Source organism: Kitasatospora sp. NPDC051164, from assembly GCF_044455625.1.
GTDB lineage: Bacteria > Actinomycetota > Actinomycetes > Streptomycetales > Streptomycetaceae > Kitasatospora.
Genome location: NZ_JBITFB010000008.1, coordinates 90,866 through 108,066, shown reverse-complemented (window position 1 = coordinate 108,066; position 17,201 = coordinate 90,866). Strand labels below are relative to the sequence as shown.

Here is a 17,201-nt window from a genome sequence, read left to right as displayed (position 1 = left end):
GGGGCGAAATAGGCACACCGGTCCACCGTCACTCGGTCCAGACGGCGGCGGCGGTGCGGTCGTCGGCGTAACCCTTGGCGCGGACCTGGACCTGGCGCAGGAAGTCGACGGTGCCCGGGGTGTGCGGGTGGGCCCAGTGGGTGGAGAGGAAATGGGCGACGGCCGGTTCGTCGGCGATCGGGCGGGCCAGGCCGGGGGTGCAGAGGAGCAGGATGTCGCCCGGCGTGGCGGGAACGAGCCGGAAGCGGAACGGGCGCGGGTCCGGGACCGGGGCCTCGGGCGCCGGCGGCTGGCCGTCCGGGTGGTGCAGCAGCCGGGCCGCGTACGCGTCGATCCAGTGGCCGGAACGCAGCAGGTACAGGCCGCCCGGGCCGACACCGAAGGCCGCGCGATAGCCCGCCGCCGGGTCGAGCGACACCATCAGGCAGTGCAGCGAGGCCGGCGACGGGCTGTCGTCCCCCTCCGCCCGGGGTGCCAACGCGCGCAGCGGGGCGGCGGCTCCGGTGGCCAGCCGCTGGAGCCCGTAGCGGAGCCGGTCCCGGGCACCGTCGCGCAGGTCGGCGGCCAGTCCGGCCCGGCTGCGCCCGATCGCGGCGGCGAGTTGGCGGCAGGCCTCACCGGCGGCGGTGGCGACGGCCTCCGCGGTGACCGTGTCGTCCTCGGCGCCGCCCGTCCGGTCGAAGCCGCCGAGCACGGCGAGCAGCAGTCCGTCGGGCCCGTCGCCGAAGCGGGTGACCAGGAGGGAGTCGCGGCGCGGTTCGCCCCGGTAGCGCGCGCAGTCGCCCCGGACGGACACGGCGCGCAGGACGGACGGCCCGTACTGCGCGCCCTCCAGCACGGTGTCCGGGGCGAGCGAGCGCAGCGAGCCCGGGTCCGCCTCCGGTACGGCCGTCGGCTCGGGCCCGTAGGTCGGGGGGCGTTCGCCGACGTGCGGGACGGTGGCCCCGCCGTCGGCGAGTGGCGCGCGGACGGCCAGGCGGGGGTCGGGGACGGTGGCGGTGACAGGTGCCGGTGCCGGGTCGGATTCGGGCGCCGGTGCGTGGTCGGGCTCGGGTTCGGGGGTCGGGTCGGGGGTGGCTGCCTCGAGTACCTCGGGTCCTTCGGGCGCCTCGGCCACCGCCTCGGGCGCTTCAGGCACCTCGGCAACCTCTGAAACCTCGGCAACCTCCGGAACGTCCGGAGGTTCCGGAACCTCGGCGACGACGGGCCCGGGGGCTGACGGCGGGGTGTTCTTCTCCAGCGAGAGCGGAACAGCCGCCTCCTCCGGCTCCGGCTCCGGCTCCGGCTCCTCCTCCGCCGCCGCCCTCGGCGCGTCGTCGGCGAAGGAGGGCGCCGGGAACTGGTGGGTCTCCATGGACGTCCGCTGACGCCCGATCCCCTCCGGTCCGTCGATCACGCCTGGTCCGTCGATCACGCCTACCGCCGTGTCGAACCAGTCGTCGAGGCTGTCGCGGCCGTCCTGCGCGGGCTCCGGCTCACCCTCCGCCGCCGCCGGAGCCGGGGCCGGCTCCGGCTCCGGCTCCGCCGACCGCTGCTGCCCGATGAGCCCTGCCGCCGTGTCGAACCAGTCGTCGACGCTGCCGTCCCCCGGGTCGGCGTGCGGGGTGTCCGGGAGGGTGCCCGCCGGGCCGTCGTAGACGGTGTCCCACCAGCCGTCGTCGGGCCGGTGCGGCTGTGCGGGTGCACCCTGCTTGCTCATCTGGCGGCTCCTGCCTCGGTCCGTGGTCGCGCCGCCCCCGGCGGGCCGGGCTCGACGTCATTGTTCTCCACGTGCAACGGCCCTGTCCGGGTTTCGGCGACAACCGGTCACCCACCGGAACATCCCGGCCACCGCGCCGACCAGCCGGTTCGTCGCCCGCGCCCGGTCGCTTCACCGGGGACGTCACCGCCCGGTCCGCTTCCGTTCCGTCCGTGCTTGCCGGATGTGCCCGGAGCAGGGTGTTTCCTGGACATCCGGGCGTTCCGGCCCCCGAAAATGAGGGCCGGTGGGGGGCATCGCTTCACTCGTTCGGCTGATTAAATGTGCGCATGACCGCGTCGGCCCCCAGCTCACCCCGACCGGGGAGGGCCGCACCGGCGGGCCGCCCGGTGGGTGCGCTGTTGGTCCTGCTGCTCGCCGCCCTGTTGTCGATGCTGCCCTGCGCGGGTCCGGCGAAGGCGGTGGACGGGCCTGCCCGTCCGGTGCCGGCCGCCGCCCCGGCCAGTGCCCTCACCATCGTCAGCGTCGTCAGCGTCCAGGTCGCGACCGGACAAGCGCCCCACACGGGCCACGCCGAGCAGGCCACCAAGCCCGCCAAGGCCGCGAAGCTCGCCGAGGTCGGCAAGGCCTCGAAGGCCTCCGACCAGCAGCGGATCGCCGAGGAGCAGGGGCACTGGATCCTCTGCACCGCCGACGGCCAGCCCCCGCGCAACAACGGCTGCACCAGCCACCCGTACTGCCCGCAGGACGCCCAGCTGCCGAATCCGCCGCCGCAGCCTCAGCCCGCCGTGTCACCCGTCACCCCGGCCGCGCCCGAGGCGCTGCCCCGGGTGGCGCCCGCGGGCCTGCTGGACGGTTCGCACCCGGCGCCCGACCTGCACGAACTCCAGGTCCACCGGTCCTGAGCGGAACCCACCGCCGGCCCAGCCGCCGACGGATCCGCCCTGCCTCACTCTCCAGCTGACCGCCGCCACCGACCTTGTGCGCGGCGGAGACAAGGACACCACCATGGGTTCCGCCAAGCAGTCCAACAAGTCCGGCGGCAAGCAGGTCGGCCTCGACCGCCGCGCCCGGATCGCCGAGCTGCGCGCCGCCGAGCAGCGCCGCGACCGCCGTAACAAGGTCGTCGCTTCGGTGGTGGCCGGTGTGCTGGTGATCGCCGCGATAGCCACCGGCACCTGGGTCGTCATGGACCAGAACCAGAAGAAGAAGGACAAGGAAGCCGCCGCCAACGCGGACATCCCGGGTGTGAAGACCTTCGGCGACCTGACCCGCAACCACGTCAAGGAGAAGGTCACCTACCCGATGACCCCGCCGGTCGGCGGCGACCACAACGCGGTCTGGCTGGACTGCATGGGCCACGTCTACGACCAGCCGGTCGAGAACGAGCGTGCCGTCCACTCGCTGGAGCACGGCGCGGTCTGGGTGACGTACAACGGCAAGGCCACCCCGGACGACATCAAGACCCTGACCGACAAGGTCAAGGCCACCCCGTACTCGCTGATGAGCCCGTACCCGGACGAGCAGGGCACCATCACCCTGAACGCCTGGAGCACCCAGCTGGTCGTGGACAGCGCCAGCGACCCCCGGGTGAACCAGTTCTTCACCAAGTACGTCCAGGGCAAGCAGACCCAGGAGCCGGGCGCCTCCTGCACCATGGGGCAGATGTGACCGCCGACGCGGGCCGTCCCCAGGCGGCCGCGGCCGAGAACGGCGTGGAGACGGCCGTGGACCCGGCCGCGGAGGCCGTCACCGGAGCCGTCACCGCCGAGGACGGCGGGGGCGCGCCCCCGCGCCGTCGGCGCATGTGGTGGCCGGCCGCGCTGGCCGCCGCCGTGGCGCTGGCGCTCGGGGTGCCGGCCCTGGTGGCGAGCGGGACCTCCGCCTCCGGCACCGCGCTGTCGGTCCCCGCGGACGACTCGCCCGAGGCCGGGTTCGCCCGCGACATGGCGACCCACCACCAGCAGGCGGTGGACCTGTCGTTCGTCGTCCGGGACCGCACGAGCGACGAGCCGACCCGCACCCTCGCCTTCGACATCATCAACACCCAGGCCAACCAGCGCGGCATGATGATGGGCTGGCTGGACCAGTGGGGGCTGACGCAGCACTCGGGCGCCAAGCCGATGGCGTGGATGCAGATGGGCCACGACTACCAGGCGCACGACGGTTCGCTGATGCCCGGCATGGCCACCAACACCCAGATCGCGAAGCTGCGTTCGCTCAGCGGGCGGGACGCCGAGGTGTTCTACCTGCAGCTGATGATCGAGCACCACAAGGGCGGCGTCGAGATGGCCCAGGGTTACGTGGACCTGGCCAGGAACGACACCGAGAAGCGGCTCGCGCAGTCGATGGTGATCGCCCAGACCTCGGAGCTGCAGCTGATGACCGACATGCTCACGGAGCGCGGCGCCGCCCCCGGCGTGCCCGCGTCCTGAACCGGCTCACCACTCCCACCGCTCTCGTTCCCCGGACGGCCGGGGCGCAGCCGACGGTCCCGCACCGTCCCCGCCGCGCCCCGGCCGTCCGCCGTTCCCACCCCCCTGCGGAGACCTCGCATGACCCCCGACGCACCCGACGCACCTGCCGCACCCGGCGCACCCTGGCTGATCGCCGGACTGGGCAACCCCGGACCGTGGTTCCGGCAGACCCGGCACAACGCGGGCTTCCTGGCCGTCGACCGGCTGGCCGAGCGGCACGGCGCCCGGTTCCGGTGGCACGGCATCGCCACCCTGGTCGCGGAGATCGCGGTCGACGGCCGGCCGGTGCTGCTCGCCAAGCCGCTGTGGTTCATCAACCTGTCCGGCCGCCCGGTGGCCGCGCTGCTGCGCCGCTACGGCGTGCCGGTGGAGCGGCTGGTGGTCGTGCAGGACGACCTGGACTTCGCGTTCGGCTCCGCCAGGCTCAAGCGCGGCGGCGGGCCCGGCGGCCACAACGGGGTGCGCTCGGTGGGCGAGGTGCTCGGCACCCGCGACTTCGTCCGACTGCGGTTCGGCATCGGCCGGCCGCCGAAGGGGCAGAGCGTCGGCGACTTCGTGCTGAAGAAGTTCTCGGACGACGAACTCGCCGCCATGCCCGGCGAGTTGGACCGTTGCGCGGACGCCCTGGAGACCCTGGTGCGGCGTGGCCTGAACCGGGCCCAGGACGCCCTGAACGCCCGCCCCGCCCCTGAGACCGGTCACGGCGCGGAAGCGGGCCGTGGCGCGGAGACCGACCATGGCGCGCGGTGACGACTTCCGGTGTTCCCTGTGGGACGCCGGGGCCGAGGACGACGCGCAGTCGGCCCTGACCGCCGAAGCGGTCGCGGAGGCCCAGCGGCTGCTCGGCGTCACGCTTCCGGCCGCCCTGCTCGACCTGCTGCACCACCGCGACGGCGGCGGGGTCGCGGACGACCGGAACGCCTTCCCCACCAGTCGGCCGACCTCGTGGAGCGCCGACCACGTCCCGTTCGACTGGCTGATGGGCATCGGCCGGCGCGCGGGAGCGCTGTCCCTGCTCGACAGCCCGTACCTGGTCACCGAGTGGGGCCTGCCCTCCCCGGTGGTCCTGCTCTCGGGTGAGGGACCGTGCTGGATCGGGCTGGACTACCGGGAGCGCGGCCGGGACCGGGAACCGTCCGTCACCTGGTTCGAGGCGGACCTCGGCCGGGAGCTGCCGCTCGCGCCGGACTTCCGCTCGTTCCTCGAAGGCCTCACCGCAGCCGACGACTTCGAATGAGGATCACCGGGCACCCCGGACACTCCGGGCGCCCCAGGCACCCCGGGCACCCCGGGCGCCTCGAACGCCCCGGGAGCCCCGGGACCGGGCACGGCCCGATGTCTGCGGAGCGGACCGTGGGTCGGCCGGGTGAGGAGTGCGGCCGCGGCCGCGACCGCCGCGAGGAGGAGGAGCACCGTCCGCCCACCGGACGCCGCGCCTGCCAGGTGGACACCGAGGACGGACAGTGCCATGCCGAGCGCCGTACCGAGGCTGCGCGCCATGTTCACCATGCCGCCGCCGACCGCCGAACACTCCGCCGGGATCGCCCGCATCACCAGCGCGTTGTTGGCCGGCAGCAGCAGGCCCAGCCCGTACCCGGCGACCAGCAGCGGGGCCGCCGACACGGTCGAGGCCGGCAGCAGGGCGAACAGCAGCAGCCCGCCCGCCGCCACGGCCGCGCCGAAGCGGCACCTGGTCGCATCCGACCAGTCCCGGGGCAGCAGCCCGCCGCCGACCGTCGCGGCGAAGGCGAACGCGGCGGGCAGCAGGGTGACCAGCAGGCCCGCGCCGGCCGTCGACACACCCGCGCCGGTGAGCAGCACGGGACCCAGCACGAGCGGGCAGAACAGCAGCAGGTAGCCGATCAGCGCGACCACCAGGCCGGACCGCACGCCCGGGGTGTTGACCAGGCCGGGTGCCAGGATCGGCCGGGCGGCCCGCCGCTCCTGGCGCACCAGCGCCACCGTGAGCACGGCGGCGGCGAGCAGCAGGACGGCGACGACCCAGCCGGGCAGCGGAAGGCCGGAGGCGGTGGACAGGGCGAGCAGCAGCGACGTGGTCGCGCCGGTGAGCAGCAGCATGCCGGGCAGGTCGAAGCGGGCGTCGTCGCGGTGCGGACGGGCCGTGGGGGGCGTCCGGGGGTTGGGAACGGGGCCCACGCCGTCCGTCCGGGTGCGGGGCAGCAGGTACCAGCCGGCCAGGATGCCGAACACGGCGATCGGCATGTTGACCCAGAACACCCAGCGCCACGAGGCGTGTTCGACCAGCAGGCCGCCGAGGCTGGGCCCCAGCGCCAGCCCGAGGCCCTGGGCGGAGGCCTGGATGCCGAGCGCGCGCCGCATCGCGTGCTCCGGGACGCCGCGGGCGACCAGCGCGACGCTGTTGGCCTGCATCATCGCGGCGCCGACGGCCTGGACGGCCCGGCAGCCGACCAGGATCCAGAGGCTGCCGGCGAATCCGGCGCCGAGCGAGGAGAGGCCGAAGACGGCGAAGCCGCCGATGTACATCGTCTTGCGGCCGGCCAGGTCGGACAGCCGGCCGATCGGGGCCAGCAGGGCGACCAGGACGAGCAGGTAGGCGAGGGCGACCCATTCGACGGCGGCGAAGCCCGCGTCGAAGTGGTGGCCGATGGCGGGGAAGACCAGGGCGATGACGCTGGCGTCGAGCTGGCCGAGGAAGGCGCCGAGGCAGACCGTGCCGACAGCCAGCCAGTGGGCGTGGCGCCACCCGGCGATGCCGCGGGGCCGGGGCCGCTCGGTGAGCAGTCGGGCGGCAAGGGCGGTGGCGTCCATAGGACGAATATATCGGATGCAGACATGTTCTTTCTACGAGCAGGTCGCCCTGCGATACGAAGCGTCTCGCGGGGCGTCCACACCGCGCCCGAGGGACGGACCGCGCCCCCGGCACGCCCCGTACCAGGAGATACGCTGTCCGCCATGCCGTCGTCACCACACGTTCCCGACCCCGCCACCACAAGCCCCGACCCGGCGGTCGAGCACGCCCGGCAACTGACCGACACCGTGACCCGGCTGCGCCGCGCACTGCGCAGCAGCATCCGCACCGACTACCCGTGGGAATCCCTGCCGATGGCGCAGGTCGAACTCCTCCAGACCCTCGCCGCCGCACCACTGCGGGTCGGCGAACTGGCCGCCCGTCAGCGGCTCGCCCCCAACACCGTCAGCGGACTGGTCGGCAAGCTGCTCGAAGCCGGCTTCGTGGACCGCCAGGCCGACCCCGGCGACCGCCGCACCGCCCGGATCGCCCTCACCCCGGCCGGACGGCGCCAGCTCGACGACTGGCAGCAGGCGCACGAGCGCCGCATCGCCACCGCGCTCGGCGCCCTCGAACCCGCCGACCGCGCGGCGGTCGTCAACGCCCTGCCCGCCCTGGAGCAGCTCGCCCGGGCCCTCGCGCAACAGCCGGGGACCGGCACCGAGCAGGGCTGAACCGGCGTCGACCGGCTCGCCCCGTCCCGGCCGGTGCCGCCGGTGCCGACCGGTGGACAAACCCGTTGGTCGACGGCCCGGTCCTGCCGCTACCGTCGCCGGCATGACCACAGCACGGGTACACATCGAGCCCTGGACGGACGCCGACCTCGCGCTGCTGCGCCGGGTCAACACACCGGAGATGAAGAAGCACGTCGGCGGCCCGGAGACCGAGGAGCAGCTGCTCGTCCGGCACGGCCGCTACCTGGACTTCGTCCCGTCCGGCCTCGGCTGCATGTACCGGATCGTGCTGCTGCCCGAGGACGCGGCGGTCGGGGACGGGACAGTCGACGGCGGGGCAGTCGACGGCGAGTCGGTCGGCACGGTCGGCTACGGCACCCGGACCTGGGAGGGCGAGACCGTCCACGAGATGGGCTGGAACGTGCTGCCCGGCTTCCAGGGCCGGGGCATCGCCGTCGCCGCCACCCGCGCCGCGGTCGCGGCCGCCCGTCGGGAGGCGGCCCACCGGTACCTGCACGCCTTCCCGTCGGTGGACAACCCCGCCTCCAACGCGGTCTGCGCGAAGGCCGGGTTCACGCTGCTCGGCGAGACGGAGTTCGAGTTCCCGCCCGGGCGGTTCATGCGCAGCCACAACTGCCGGGTGGACCTGCGCAGTTCGGAGTGATCACCTCAGGAGCGATCGGGTCGGAGCGATCGGGTCGGCGGTCAGAACAGGGTGCCGCTCTCCAGCTCCAGCAGCAGGCGCTTGCGGTCCACGCCCGCCGCGAAGCCGGTGAGCGAGCCGTTGGCGCCGAGCACCCGGTGGCAGGGGCGCACGATCAGCAGCGGGTTGGCGCCCACCGCGCCGCCGACCGCGCGGACCATCCGCGGCTCCTGCCCGGCCAGCTCGGCGAGTTCGCCATAGGTGACGGTCGTGCCGTACGGGATCTCGTCCAGCGCGGCCCAGATCCGGCGGCGGAACTCGGTGCCGACCGGCGCGAGCGGCAGGTCGAAGCCGGTGCGCTCGCCGGCGAAGTAGGCGGTCAGCTGGGCGACCGGCTCGGCGAGCGCCTCCGGGTCGAGGACCCAGTCGTCGGCGGGTTCGGCCAGCGCGTACTTCTGGCCCGGCGCCGTGACGGTGGCCAGCGCGGCCGGCCCGCCGTCCTCGGGCAGGACACCGCTGAGCAGCAGCCGGCCGAAGGGGCTCTCCATGGTGGTGTAGACGGTGCCGGTGTGGGCGGTGGTCGTGTGGGCGGTGGTCGTGTGGACGGTGGCGGTGGGGACGGTGGTGCTCATGCTCGTTCGTTCTCCGTTCCGGTGCTGGTGGTCGCGGGGCCGGCCCACAGCCGGTGGACCGCGTAGGAGCGCCACGGGGCCCAGGCCTCGGCCGCGCGGGCGGCGGACTTCGGGTCGCCGGGGACGCCGAGCCGGACGAGGCCGTGCTTGACGCCCACGTCGCTCGGGAGGAAGACATCGGGGTCGGCGAGAGCCCGCATCCGCAGGTAGCCGACCGTCCAGGGGCCGATGCCGGGCAGGGCCAGCAGCCGGGTCGCGGCCTCCTCCCGGTCGACCCCGCTGTCGAGGCTCACCACGCCCTCCGCCAGAGCCGCGCACAGGCCGGTGAGCGCGCGGCGGCGGGCGGCGGGCATCGCGAAGTCCTCCGCCTCTGCCGTGGCCAGGACCGCCGCGGTCGGGAAGAGCAGCCGCAGGCCGCCGCTGGGCTCGGGCAGTGCGATGCCGTACTTCTCGGCGAGCCGACCCGCCAGGGTACGGGCCGCGCCGACGCTGACCTGCTGGCCGAGGACGGCGCGGACGGCGAGTTCGTGCGGGTCCACGTGGCCGGGCGAGCGCAGTCCGGGCCGCTCGCGGACCAGCGGGCCGAGCACCGGGTCGGCGCCGAGCTGCTCGTCGACCGCGAGCGGGTCGGCGTCCAGGTCGAAGAGGATGCGCAGCCGTTGGACGGCGGTCGGCAGGTCGCGCAGGTCGGCGAGGAAGAGCCGGCAGTCCAGCCAGCCTCGGGTGCGCGGCTCGTCCGGCGCCAGGCCGTCGACCTCGGCGATGCCGTGGCCGTAGGGGAGCCCGAGGGTGCGCCGGTAGGTCCGGACGCCCGGGCGCGCGCCGGGGACGACCTCCTCCACACCGGGGATGGCGCGCAGGGCGAGGAAGTCGATCAGGTGGTCACTGTCCAGCGCGCCGCGGTAGGCGAGGCGCAGGGTCAGGCCGCCGGCCGGGGTCGCGGTGCGGCGACCGGCGGCGACCTCGGCGCGCAGGCCGCTGGGCGTACGGTCGTAGACCTCGCGCACGGTGTCGTTGAACTGGCGGACGGAGGCGAAGCCGGCCGCGAACGCGATGTCGGTGACGGACAGCTCGGTGGTCTGCAGGAGGAGGCGGGCGGTCTGGGCGCGACGGGCGCGGGCCAGCGCGATCGGGCCCGCGCCGAGTTCGGCGGTGAGCTGACGCTGCAGCTGGCGGGAGCTGTAACCGAGGCGGCCGGCCAAACCCGCGACGCCCTCGCGGTCCACCACGCCGTCGCCGATCAGTCGCATCGCGCGGCCGACCAGGTCGGCGCGGTGGTTCCACTCGGGGGATCCCGGCACCGAGTCGGGGCGGCAGCGGCGGCAGGCACGGAAGCCTGCGCCCTGGGCGGCTGCGGCGCTGGGGTAGAAGACGCAGTTGACCCGCTTGGGGGTCACGGCGGGGCAGCTTGGTCGGCAGTAGATGCCGGTGGAGGTGACGGCCGTGAAGAAGACGCCGTCGAAGCGGGCGTCGCGGCTGTCCACGGCTCGGTACCGGATGTCGTCGTCGATCACGTTGTCCAGTCTGCGGGATCGGGCGGGGGGTGACTGGCGGGAATCGGACATTGCCGTTCGGGGCCCTCCCCCTCCCCCGCCCTGGCCCTCCCCCGCCCTGGCCCCGGCCCGGCCCGAAATTCACGGGCCGTTCCAGCCGGCCCGCGGCTACGCTCGCCGCATGAGCGAGCAGCCCGGCGCCCGGCCCACCGGCCGGCCCGACACCGGCCACCCCTACATCGGCCCGGACGACCCGCGCGTGGTCGCCCTGCCCCCGGAGGAGTTCGCGTTCCCCGGCCCGCTGCGCGACCAGCTGGTCGCGGCCGTCCTCAGCGGCGCCAAGACCAGCACCACCGGGCTGGTCGCCGACTACGAGTACGAGGGCGAGCCCCTGCCGCAGCCCGGCGAGCGGGGCGCCGTCCTCGACTCGGACGGCCGCCGGGTCGCGGTGATCGAGACCACGGACGTCCGTGTGGTCCCGCTCTCCGAGGTCGACCTGCGGCACGCCCTGGACGAGGGCGAGGGGTACGCCAGCGTGGCGGACTGGCGCGCCGTGCACGAGGGGTTCTGGCGGAGCCCGGAGATGCTCGCCGCTCTCGATGACCCGGACTTCACCGTGGACGACACCACCCCCGTGCTCCTCCAGCGCTTCCGACTGGTGGCCGACCTCCGCTGAGCCGGGTGGGCCGGGCGGAGGCCGGCCACCGTCGCCGCAGCGCGACAGCGGCCGATTGACGGCGGTCGGCCGGCTCCGACGGGTCAGCGCTTCACCGGACCTCCCACGGCACGCATCGACTTGGTGATCGTCTTCCACTTCTGCAGCCGGGCCTTGGCCACCCGGGCGTCCGAGCGCGAGGCGATCCACTCGTTCTCGCGCTGGAGCTTGAGGTAGCTCTCCATCCGGCGCTGCGGCAGGGTCCCGTCGGCCAGCGCCGCCTGCACCGCGCAGCCCGGCTCGGTGTGGTGGCCGCAGTCGTGGAAGCGGCACTCCTCGGCCAGCTCGGCGATGTCGGCGAAGGCCAGGTCCACGCCCTCGCCCCCGTAGAGGCCGACCTCGCGCAGCCCGGGAGTGTCGATCAGGACGCCCCCGCCGGGCAGCGGGATCAGCTCGCGGGTGGTCGTGGTGTGGCGGCCCTTCTGGTCGACCTCGCGGGCCTCCTGGACGGTCATCACCACGGCGCCGGCCAGCGCGTTGGTGAGCGTGGACTTGCCGACGCCGGACTGGCCGATCACCGCGGTGGTGCCGGGGGTGCAGGCGCGCAGCACGTCCATGCCCTCGCCGGTTTCGGCGCTCACGACGACCACCGTGACCCCGGGCGCGATCGCCTCGACGTCGGCCCGGATGAAGTCGGCGTCGTCCACCAGGTCGGCCTTGGTGAGGGCGACGAGTGGTTCGGCGCCGGACTCCCAGGCCAGGGCGAGGAAGCGCTCGATCCGCCCGAGGTCGGGATCGGTGGCGAGGGAGGAGGCGATCAGGACGGTGTCGACGTTGGCCGCCAGCACCTGGCCGTCGGAGCGCTTGCCGGCCACCTTGCGGATGATCGCGGTGGAGCGCGGCAGCAGCGCGACGACGGCGGCCATCGGCTGGGCGTGGAGGTCCACGGCCGCCCAGTCGCCCGTGCACGGGCAGTTGATCATGTCGGCGTCGCCGACCGGCCGGGTGTCGAAGCGGACGGTGCGCGGCTCGCCCGTCTCCGGGTCGGCGATCACGGCGTCGCACTGGCCGCGGTCGACCCGGACGATCCGGGCCGGGAGCAGCCCGGCCTCGCCGAGCGGGGTGAACAGCTCCGCGAGCTCGGGCGTCCAGCCGTAGCCGGCCAGCGCGGAGCCGGCCTCGGAGGGAGCGCTGCCGACCTCGGCGGAGGAGAAAGAAGACAGAGAAGGAGAGAACGACGGAACGGAGGCAGCGTTGGTCAACGCAGTGGCCCTTCGGGAGCAATGGTCCCGGCGGGCTACGGCTGGCGCGAAGGGCTCAGCCGGCGGCCGGGAAAAGGAGGTGAACGCGAGTACTGCCCTGGGCAGCTATCGGGGCGACAACGACCACGGGGTTCACCTCCTGCTCTCTACTCCTCGGACGGCCCAACGGCCTCCGAACCGGACACGTCACACGCTAGCGAAGCGCCCTGGCCGCGCCAACCCATTTTTGACCTGCGGAAATGCGCCCCACAGAAGCCCGGAAGCCCCCGTACCGCGACTGTCCCCGTACCGGCGCCATCCCCCCGTACCGCAGCTGTCCCCCGTACCGGCGCTATCCCCCGTACCGGTGCTTGAGGTTCGGGTCGTCCAGCCACCACGGCCGCATCCCCGTCTCCTCCTCTTCCGGCCGCCCCTCGGCCCGCGCCTCCTCGGCCGCCGCCTCGAAGCGCGCGTCCAGCTCGGCGTCCACGGCCCGGATCTCCTCCCGCCCCTGTACGACCATCCGTCGCACCAGCGCGGCCAGGAACGGCAGTCCGACCAGGTCCCCCAGCACCCAGAACGCGTTGCCGCCCCAGGTCTGGTCCTGCGCCAGGCTCGGCCCCCACGGCCGCCCGAGCGCCACGTAGTAGTGCTCGGCGACCAGGTGGCCGCCGTAGATCAGCACGATCCCGAGCCCCGCGTCGAAGATCACCTCGGCGAAGGTGATGAACAGCCCGACCAGGTGCGGGTACTCGTGCCCGACCGGGTCGATCTGCAGCCGCGGCCAGAAGTAGGCGAGGCCGAGCAACACCAGCGCCAGGTGCAGCAGCACGTTCCCGAACGCGCTGGAGACCGACTCCTCGTACCAGGGCGTGAAGTAGAGCAGCCACGGCGGTGCCATCAGCAGCGCGGTGGAGACGGCCGGGAACATCAGCACCTTGGACGGGCGGCTGCGCAGCGCCCGCAGGATCCGCTCCCGGCGGGCCGGCGGCGCGGCCTCGACCAGCAGCGAGACGGGCGCGCCGAGCGCGAGCAGCAGCGGGACGACCATCAGCAGCAGGACGACCTGCACGGCCCGGTCGGTGAAGAGGATCCGGTCGTACACGCCGAGGCCGGAGCAGGTGCACCAGATCCACAGGAGCAGTCCGCCGAGGAACGCGGCGCTGCGGGTGGGCTTCCACCGCTCGCCGCCGGACCGGTGGACGGTGCGCACCGCGGCGAGGTACCAGGCGCCGAGCAGCACCGAGAGGGTGAGCACCAGCGGTTCGGCCGTCCAGGAGGTGGCCAGGTCGGACCACTGCCACGCGGGCGGTCCGTGGTAGGCGAGTACGGAGACCGCGCCGTCCACCGCGCCGTTCATCCGTCCGCCCACCTCGCTCGCACCCGCCGCCACCGAGGCGGCGGCAGCCGTGCACACCATCGCCATCGGGCCCCGCGGCGGACGCCGCGACGCCCGGCCATGATGTCGCCGCGCCGACGGCCCGGCGCGCGCGGGGCCCACCTCTATACCCGGTCCTGAACAAAGCTTTACCCGGCCCGAACAAAGCTTTGCCCAGGCAAAGTTCTGCCCCCGGGCCCCGTCGCTCCGCAACCGCGGCGACGACCCGGACGTCTGGCAGGATGCCAGTCGGCGATACCCGCCACGTGGGTGACAAGGGGACGACACGAGGTGCACAGCACTGCACGCGGCGAGGGCCGCCGGCTGGCCGCGCGCCACCGCAACATCGAGCTGGGCCTGCTGGCGCTCGCGGTGGCCGTCTGTCTGGCGGGACACATCGAAGCCGATCTGGCGCTGACCGGCAAGATGCCGCCCGGACTGCTGGTGCACGGCCTGTCGCTGGGCGCGCTCGCCGGGGCGGCGCATCTGGCGGTGCGCCGGTTCGCACCGTACGCGGACCCGCTGATCCTGCCGCTGGGTGTCTTCCTGACCGGCTTCGGACTGGTGCTGCTGGACCGGCTGGACATCAGCTACAAGGCCGCGCACAGCGCCAAGGGCGACTACCAGAAGCTCCCGGCCGCGCCCGCCCAGCTGATGTGGGTGTTCATCTCGGTGGCGGCGGCGATCGCGCTGATCGTGCTGGTCAAGCACCACCGCTTCTTCCAGCGCTACGTCTACCTGCTGATGGCGGGCGCGCTGATCCTGCTGGCCGCTCCGGTGGCCTCGCCCAGCGACAGCTTCGGCGCCAAGCGCTGGATCCGGCTGTTCGGGCTCTCCTTCGAGCCGGACGAGTTCGTGAAGGTCGCGATCACGATCTTCTTCGCGGGCTACCTGATGGCCTCCCGGGACGCGCTCGCGCTGGCCGGCCGCAAGGTCTGGGGGATGACCCTGCCGCGCGGCCGGCACGCCGGGCCGGTGCTGGCGATCTGGGTGGTCAGCCTGCTGGTGCTGATCTTCGAACGGGACCTGGGCACCTCGCTGATCTTCTTCGGCGTCTTCATCGTGATGCTGTACGTGGCGACCGAGCGCACCAGCTGGGTGGTGCTCGGCCTGCTGATGGCGGTCGGCGGCGCGGCGGTGGTCGGCACCGTGGAGCCGCACGTGCACGGCCGCGTCGAGGCGTGGCTGCACCCGCTCGACTACTACAAGCCGGTGCACGACAAGGCGATCTCCGAGCAGCCCGCCGAGGCACTGTTCAGCCTGGGCACCGGGCATCTGACCGGGACGGGCCTGGGCTCGGGGCGGCCCTGGCTGATCGGCTTCGCCGGGCGCAGCGACTTCATCTTCACCACCATCGGCGAGGAGCTGGGCCTGGCCGGGGTGACGGCCTTGCTGCTGGTCTACGTGCTGCTGATCCAGCGGGGCCTGCGCACCGCGATCGGCCTGACCGACCCGTTCGGCAAGCTGCTGGCCACCGGCCTGTCGGCGGCCCTGGCGCTGCAGATCTTCGTGGTCGTCGGCGGGGTGAGCGGGCTGGTCCCGCTGACCGGCAAGGCGCTGCCGTTCCTGGCGGCGGGCGGGTCCTCGCTGCTGGCGAACTGGCTGATGGTCGCGCTGCTGATCAAGCTGAGCGACTCCTCCGGGCGCACCGCGCTGGAGCCGGCCCAGCCCACCACCGAGCCGTTCCCGGTCCGGGCCGCCCCGGCGGCGGCCGGCCCGACGCCCACCAGCCCGACGCCGACCCCGCAGTACGGCTACCCCCCGAACCCCGCCACCACCTGACCGCCCGACCGGTGGACCTTCCGACCACGTGACCGCACGACCACAGGGACCGTCGGACACGGCACAGGGCCTCCCCCGCACCCGCGGGAGAGGCCCTGTCCGTTGGCACCGCACGCCCCTGCCTACCGCTGCTCCCACGGCGGCCGGGGCGGCCGCGGCGGGTACCCCGGCAGCTCCTGCCCGGGAGGACCGCCCGGCCCTGCGTCCGGAGGCCCGCCCGCAGGCCCGCCCGGCGCCCCCGGCGGGGGCCCGGACGGCCGGTCGCTGTCCGGCGGCGGCGGGGTGGGCCGGTGGTGCGGCCCGCCGCGGGCGGTGAGCCGGCCGCGCACGTTGTCGGCGGCCAGCACGTCGGCCCACCGCTCCGGGTACTCGGAGGGCACGTCGACGTCCTCGCCGTCGTCCTCGCCGTCGTCCTCGCCCCACTCTTCCTCGGCGCCCTCGGCGAGCCCGAGTTCGCGGGCGCGCCGGGCCCGTTCGACGGCTCGCCGGGCGGCGACCTCGCGGACCACGGCGGCGGCCGCCTCCTCGTGGGCCCGTTCGTTCTCGGCGCGGGCGTCGGCGGTCTCCAGGGTGGGCCAGCGCCGGTCTATCGCGGCGTTCATGGCGGCGCCGATGAGGACCGCGAGGGCCACCACGAAGATCCACAGCAGGACGGCCACCGGCGCCGCCAGCGAGCCGTACACCGAGGGGCCCTCGACCGAGCTGACCAGGTAGAGCCGCAGGCCGACGCTGCAGAAGACCAGCACCACCAGGGCGACGAGGGCGCCGGGGATGTCCTCGCGCCACGGGGTCGAGACCGGGACGGCCAGGTGGTAGAGGGTGGTCAGCGAGACGATCAGCAGCACGATCGCGACCGGCCAGTACGCGGCGCCGACGAGTCCGGCGATGCCCGGCACGGCGTTCTCCACCAGTCCGGGCCCGGCCATCAGCAGCGGCAGCACCAGCGAGCCGATCACCAGGGCGCCGAGGTAGAGGCCGAGCGACATCAGCCGGGTCTTGACGATGCCGCGCTTGCCGTCGAGCCCGTACATGACGGTGATGGTGTCGATGAAGATGTAGAGCGCCCGGGAGCCGGACCACAGCGACAGCAGGAAGCCGATGGAGACGAGGTCGGGCCGGGTGTGGTCGAACACCTGGTTCAGCAGCGGGACGACGACCTCCCTGACGGAGGAGTCCGACAGGACCGTCCCGGAGGCCGAGACGATGTCGTGCTTGAGCCGGTCGATGGTGCCCGCGCCGAGGAACTTGTCGAGGTAGCCGAGGGTGCCGGCCAGGCCGAGCAGCAGCGGTGGGATCGACAGCAGGGTGAAGAAGGCCGCCTCCGCGGCGAGGCCGGTGACCCGGTACTCGACGCAGGTGTTGGTGGTGTCCTTGACCAGCTCCCACGCCGTGTGGCGCCGGGTGGCCTGTTTGGCCGCGCGCCGGGAGCCCTTGCCCCGGCGCCGGGAGGGCCGCTCGGGGTTCGTTCCGCTCGTATCGCCTGCTGCTTGCACAGGGCCAACCGTATCGGGCCGTGGCCCCGCGGTTGATCTCCCCGGGGTGGAAGCGTGTGGCCGGGCACCCGGGCCGGGAGCGGCGGGAACTCCCGAGCGTCCCACATGACGAAACATCAGCGTCCAGTATGCGGATGTTAGTGGACCGCAAGTCCCGCGCCGTGCGAATCTCTTGCCATGCCTAGCGCCGGAACCACCCTGGTAGGTCGACTCCACGTCGATCTCCTTCGCGTGTCCAGCGCCATCTGTCCGGTGACCTGAGCC

General features: G+C 74.0%; 16 protein-coding genes and 1 pseudogene. 10 read left to right on the top strand and 7 right to left on the bottom strand.

The annotated features are described in order from the left end of the window. Positions 1-28: 28 nt before the first annotated feature. The gene (locus tag ACIBEC_RS14090; RefSeq protein WP_360499245.1) at positions 29-1,699 is read right to left on the bottom strand and encodes a hypothetical protein; all 1,671 of its coding nucleotides are present in this window, start codon (positions 1,697-1,699) and stop codon (positions 29-31) included. Positions 1,700-2,028: 329 nt separating this feature from the next. Between ACIBEC_RS14090 and ACIBEC_RS14085 the strand changes: the two genes are divergently transcribed. From ACIBEC_RS14085 to ACIBEC_RS14065, 5 genes and pseudogenes are all read left to right on the top strand, one after another. Continuing rightward, positions 2,029-2,604 carry a hypothetical protein gene (locus tag ACIBEC_RS14085; RefSeq protein ID WP_360499243.1) on the top strand — a complete coding sequence of 192 codons (576 nt, stop codon included), beginning with the start codon at positions 2,029-2,031 and terminating at the stop codon, positions 2,602-2,604. Between the two features lie 103 nt (positions 2,605-2,707). Continuing rightward, on the top strand, positions 2,708-3,370 hold the full coding sequence (locus ACIBEC_RS14080; RefSeq protein WP_360499241.1) for a DUF3105 domain-containing protein: 663 nt from the start codon (positions 2,708-2,710) through the stop codon (positions 3,368-3,370). A gap of 134 nt (positions 3,371-3,504) precedes the next feature. Then, positions 3,505-4,134 (top strand): DUF305 domain-containing protein, encoded by a 630-nt coding sequence (locus ACIBEC_RS14075; RefSeq protein ID WP_360499406.1) that lies wholly within the window; start codon positions 3,505-3,507, stop codon positions 4,132-4,134. Between the two features lie 120 nt (positions 4,135-4,254). Then, positions 4,255-4,926: an aminoacyl-tRNA hydrolase gene (gene pth, locus ACIBEC_RS14070; protein ID WP_360499239.1), complete on the top strand. Its 672-nt coding sequence runs from the start codon at positions 4,255-4,257 to the stop codon at positions 4,924-4,926. Next, positions 4,913-5,323: pseudogene (locus ACIBEC_RS14065) on the top strand (SMI1/KNR4 family protein); the annotation flags it as partial. The gene pth and the pseudogene ACIBEC_RS14065, both read left to right, overlap by 14 nt. Here the strand turns inward: ACIBEC_RS14065 and ACIBEC_RS14060 are convergent. Continuing rightward, entirely contained in the window at positions 5,281-6,966 is a 1,686-nt protein-coding gene (locus ACIBEC_RS14060; protein ID WP_360499237.1) for an MFS transporter, read from the bottom strand. The pseudogene ACIBEC_RS14065 and the gene ACIBEC_RS14060 overlap by 43 nt on opposite strands. A 144-nt stretch (positions 6,967-7,110) precedes the next feature. On the opposite strand from ACIBEC_RS14060, the gene ACIBEC_RS14055 reads away from it, so the two are divergent. Together ACIBEC_RS14055 and ACIBEC_RS14050 are read left to right on the top strand one after the other, a co-directional pair. After that, positions 7,111-7,620: a MarR family winged helix-turn-helix transcriptional regulator gene (locus tag ACIBEC_RS14055; protein ID WP_360499235.1), complete on the top strand. Its 510-nt coding sequence runs from the start codon at positions 7,111-7,113 to the stop codon at positions 7,618-7,620. Between the two features lie 103 nt (positions 7,621-7,723). Then, complete coding sequence (locus ACIBEC_RS14050) at positions 7,724-8,284, top strand: GNAT family N-acetyltransferase (RefSeq protein ID WP_360499233.1); 561 nt, start codon at positions 7,724-7,726, stop codon at positions 8,282-8,284. Positions 8,285-8,325: 41 nt separating this feature from the next. Here ACIBEC_RS14050 and ACIBEC_RS14045 read toward each other — a convergent pair whose 3' ends face one another. Both ACIBEC_RS14045 and ACIBEC_RS14040 read right to left on the bottom strand, forming a co-directional pair. Beyond that, complete coding sequence (locus tag ACIBEC_RS14045) at positions 8,326-8,895, bottom strand: methylated-DNA--[protein]-cysteine S-methyltransferase (protein WP_396287927.1); 570 nt, start codon at positions 8,893-8,895, stop codon at positions 8,326-8,328. Next, entirely contained in the window at positions 8,892-10,460 is a 1,569-nt protein-coding gene (locus ACIBEC_RS14040) for an AlkA N-terminal domain-containing protein (protein WP_360499231.1), read from the bottom strand. The genes ACIBEC_RS14045 and ACIBEC_RS14040 overlap by 4 nt, the downstream gene beginning before the upstream one ends. 109 nt (positions 10,461-10,569) lie before the next feature. On the opposite strand from ACIBEC_RS14040, the gene ACIBEC_RS14035 reads away from it, so the two are divergent. Beyond that, positions 10,570-11,064 (top strand): ASCH domain-containing protein, encoded by a 495-nt coding sequence (locus ACIBEC_RS14035; protein ID WP_360499229.1) that lies wholly within the window; start codon positions 10,570-10,572, stop codon positions 11,062-11,064. A gap of 83 nt (positions 11,065-11,147) precedes the next feature. Here the strand turns inward: ACIBEC_RS14035 and rsgA are convergent, their stop codons facing one another. Together rsgA and ACIBEC_RS14025 are read right to left on the bottom strand one after the other, a co-directional pair. Beyond that, the gene (gene rsgA / locus ACIBEC_RS14030; RefSeq protein WP_396287926.1) at positions 11,148-12,305 is read right to left on the bottom strand and encodes a ribosome small subunit-dependent GTPase A; all 1,158 of its coding nucleotides are present in this window, start codon (positions 12,303-12,305) and stop codon (positions 11,148-11,150) included. A gap of 331 nt (positions 12,306-12,636) precedes the next feature. Next, positions 12,637-13,710 (bottom strand): cytochrome c oxidase assembly protein, encoded by a 1,074-nt coding sequence (locus ACIBEC_RS14025; protein WP_360499227.1) that lies wholly within the window; start codon positions 13,708-13,710, stop codon positions 12,637-12,639. A 243-nt stretch (positions 13,711-13,953) separates the two neighbouring features. Here ACIBEC_RS14025 and ACIBEC_RS14020 point away from each other — a divergent pair, with 243 nt between their 5' ends. Continuing rightward, positions 13,954-15,444: an FtsW/RodA/SpoVE family cell cycle protein gene (locus tag ACIBEC_RS14020; protein ID WP_360499225.1), complete on the top strand. Its 1,491-nt coding sequence runs from the start codon at positions 13,954-13,956 to the stop codon at positions 15,442-15,444. Positions 15,445-15,566: 122 nt separating this feature from the next. Here ACIBEC_RS14020 and ACIBEC_RS14015 read toward each other — a convergent pair whose 3' ends face one another. Continuing rightward, positions 15,567-16,937, bottom strand: a complete 1,371-nt coding sequence (locus tag ACIBEC_RS14015) for a YihY/virulence factor BrkB family protein (RefSeq protein ID WP_360499223.1) — start codon at positions 16,935-16,937, stop codon at positions 15,567-15,569. Between the two features lie 177 nt (positions 16,938-17,114). On the opposite strand from ACIBEC_RS14015, the gene ACIBEC_RS14010 reads away from it, so the two are divergent. Beyond that, positions 17,115-17,198 (top strand): putative leader peptide, encoded by an 84-nt coding sequence (locus tag ACIBEC_RS14010; RefSeq protein ID WP_310593185.1) that lies wholly within the window; start codon positions 17,115-17,117, stop codon positions 17,196-17,198. The last annotated feature ends 3 nt before the right edge of the window (positions 17,199-17,201 follow it).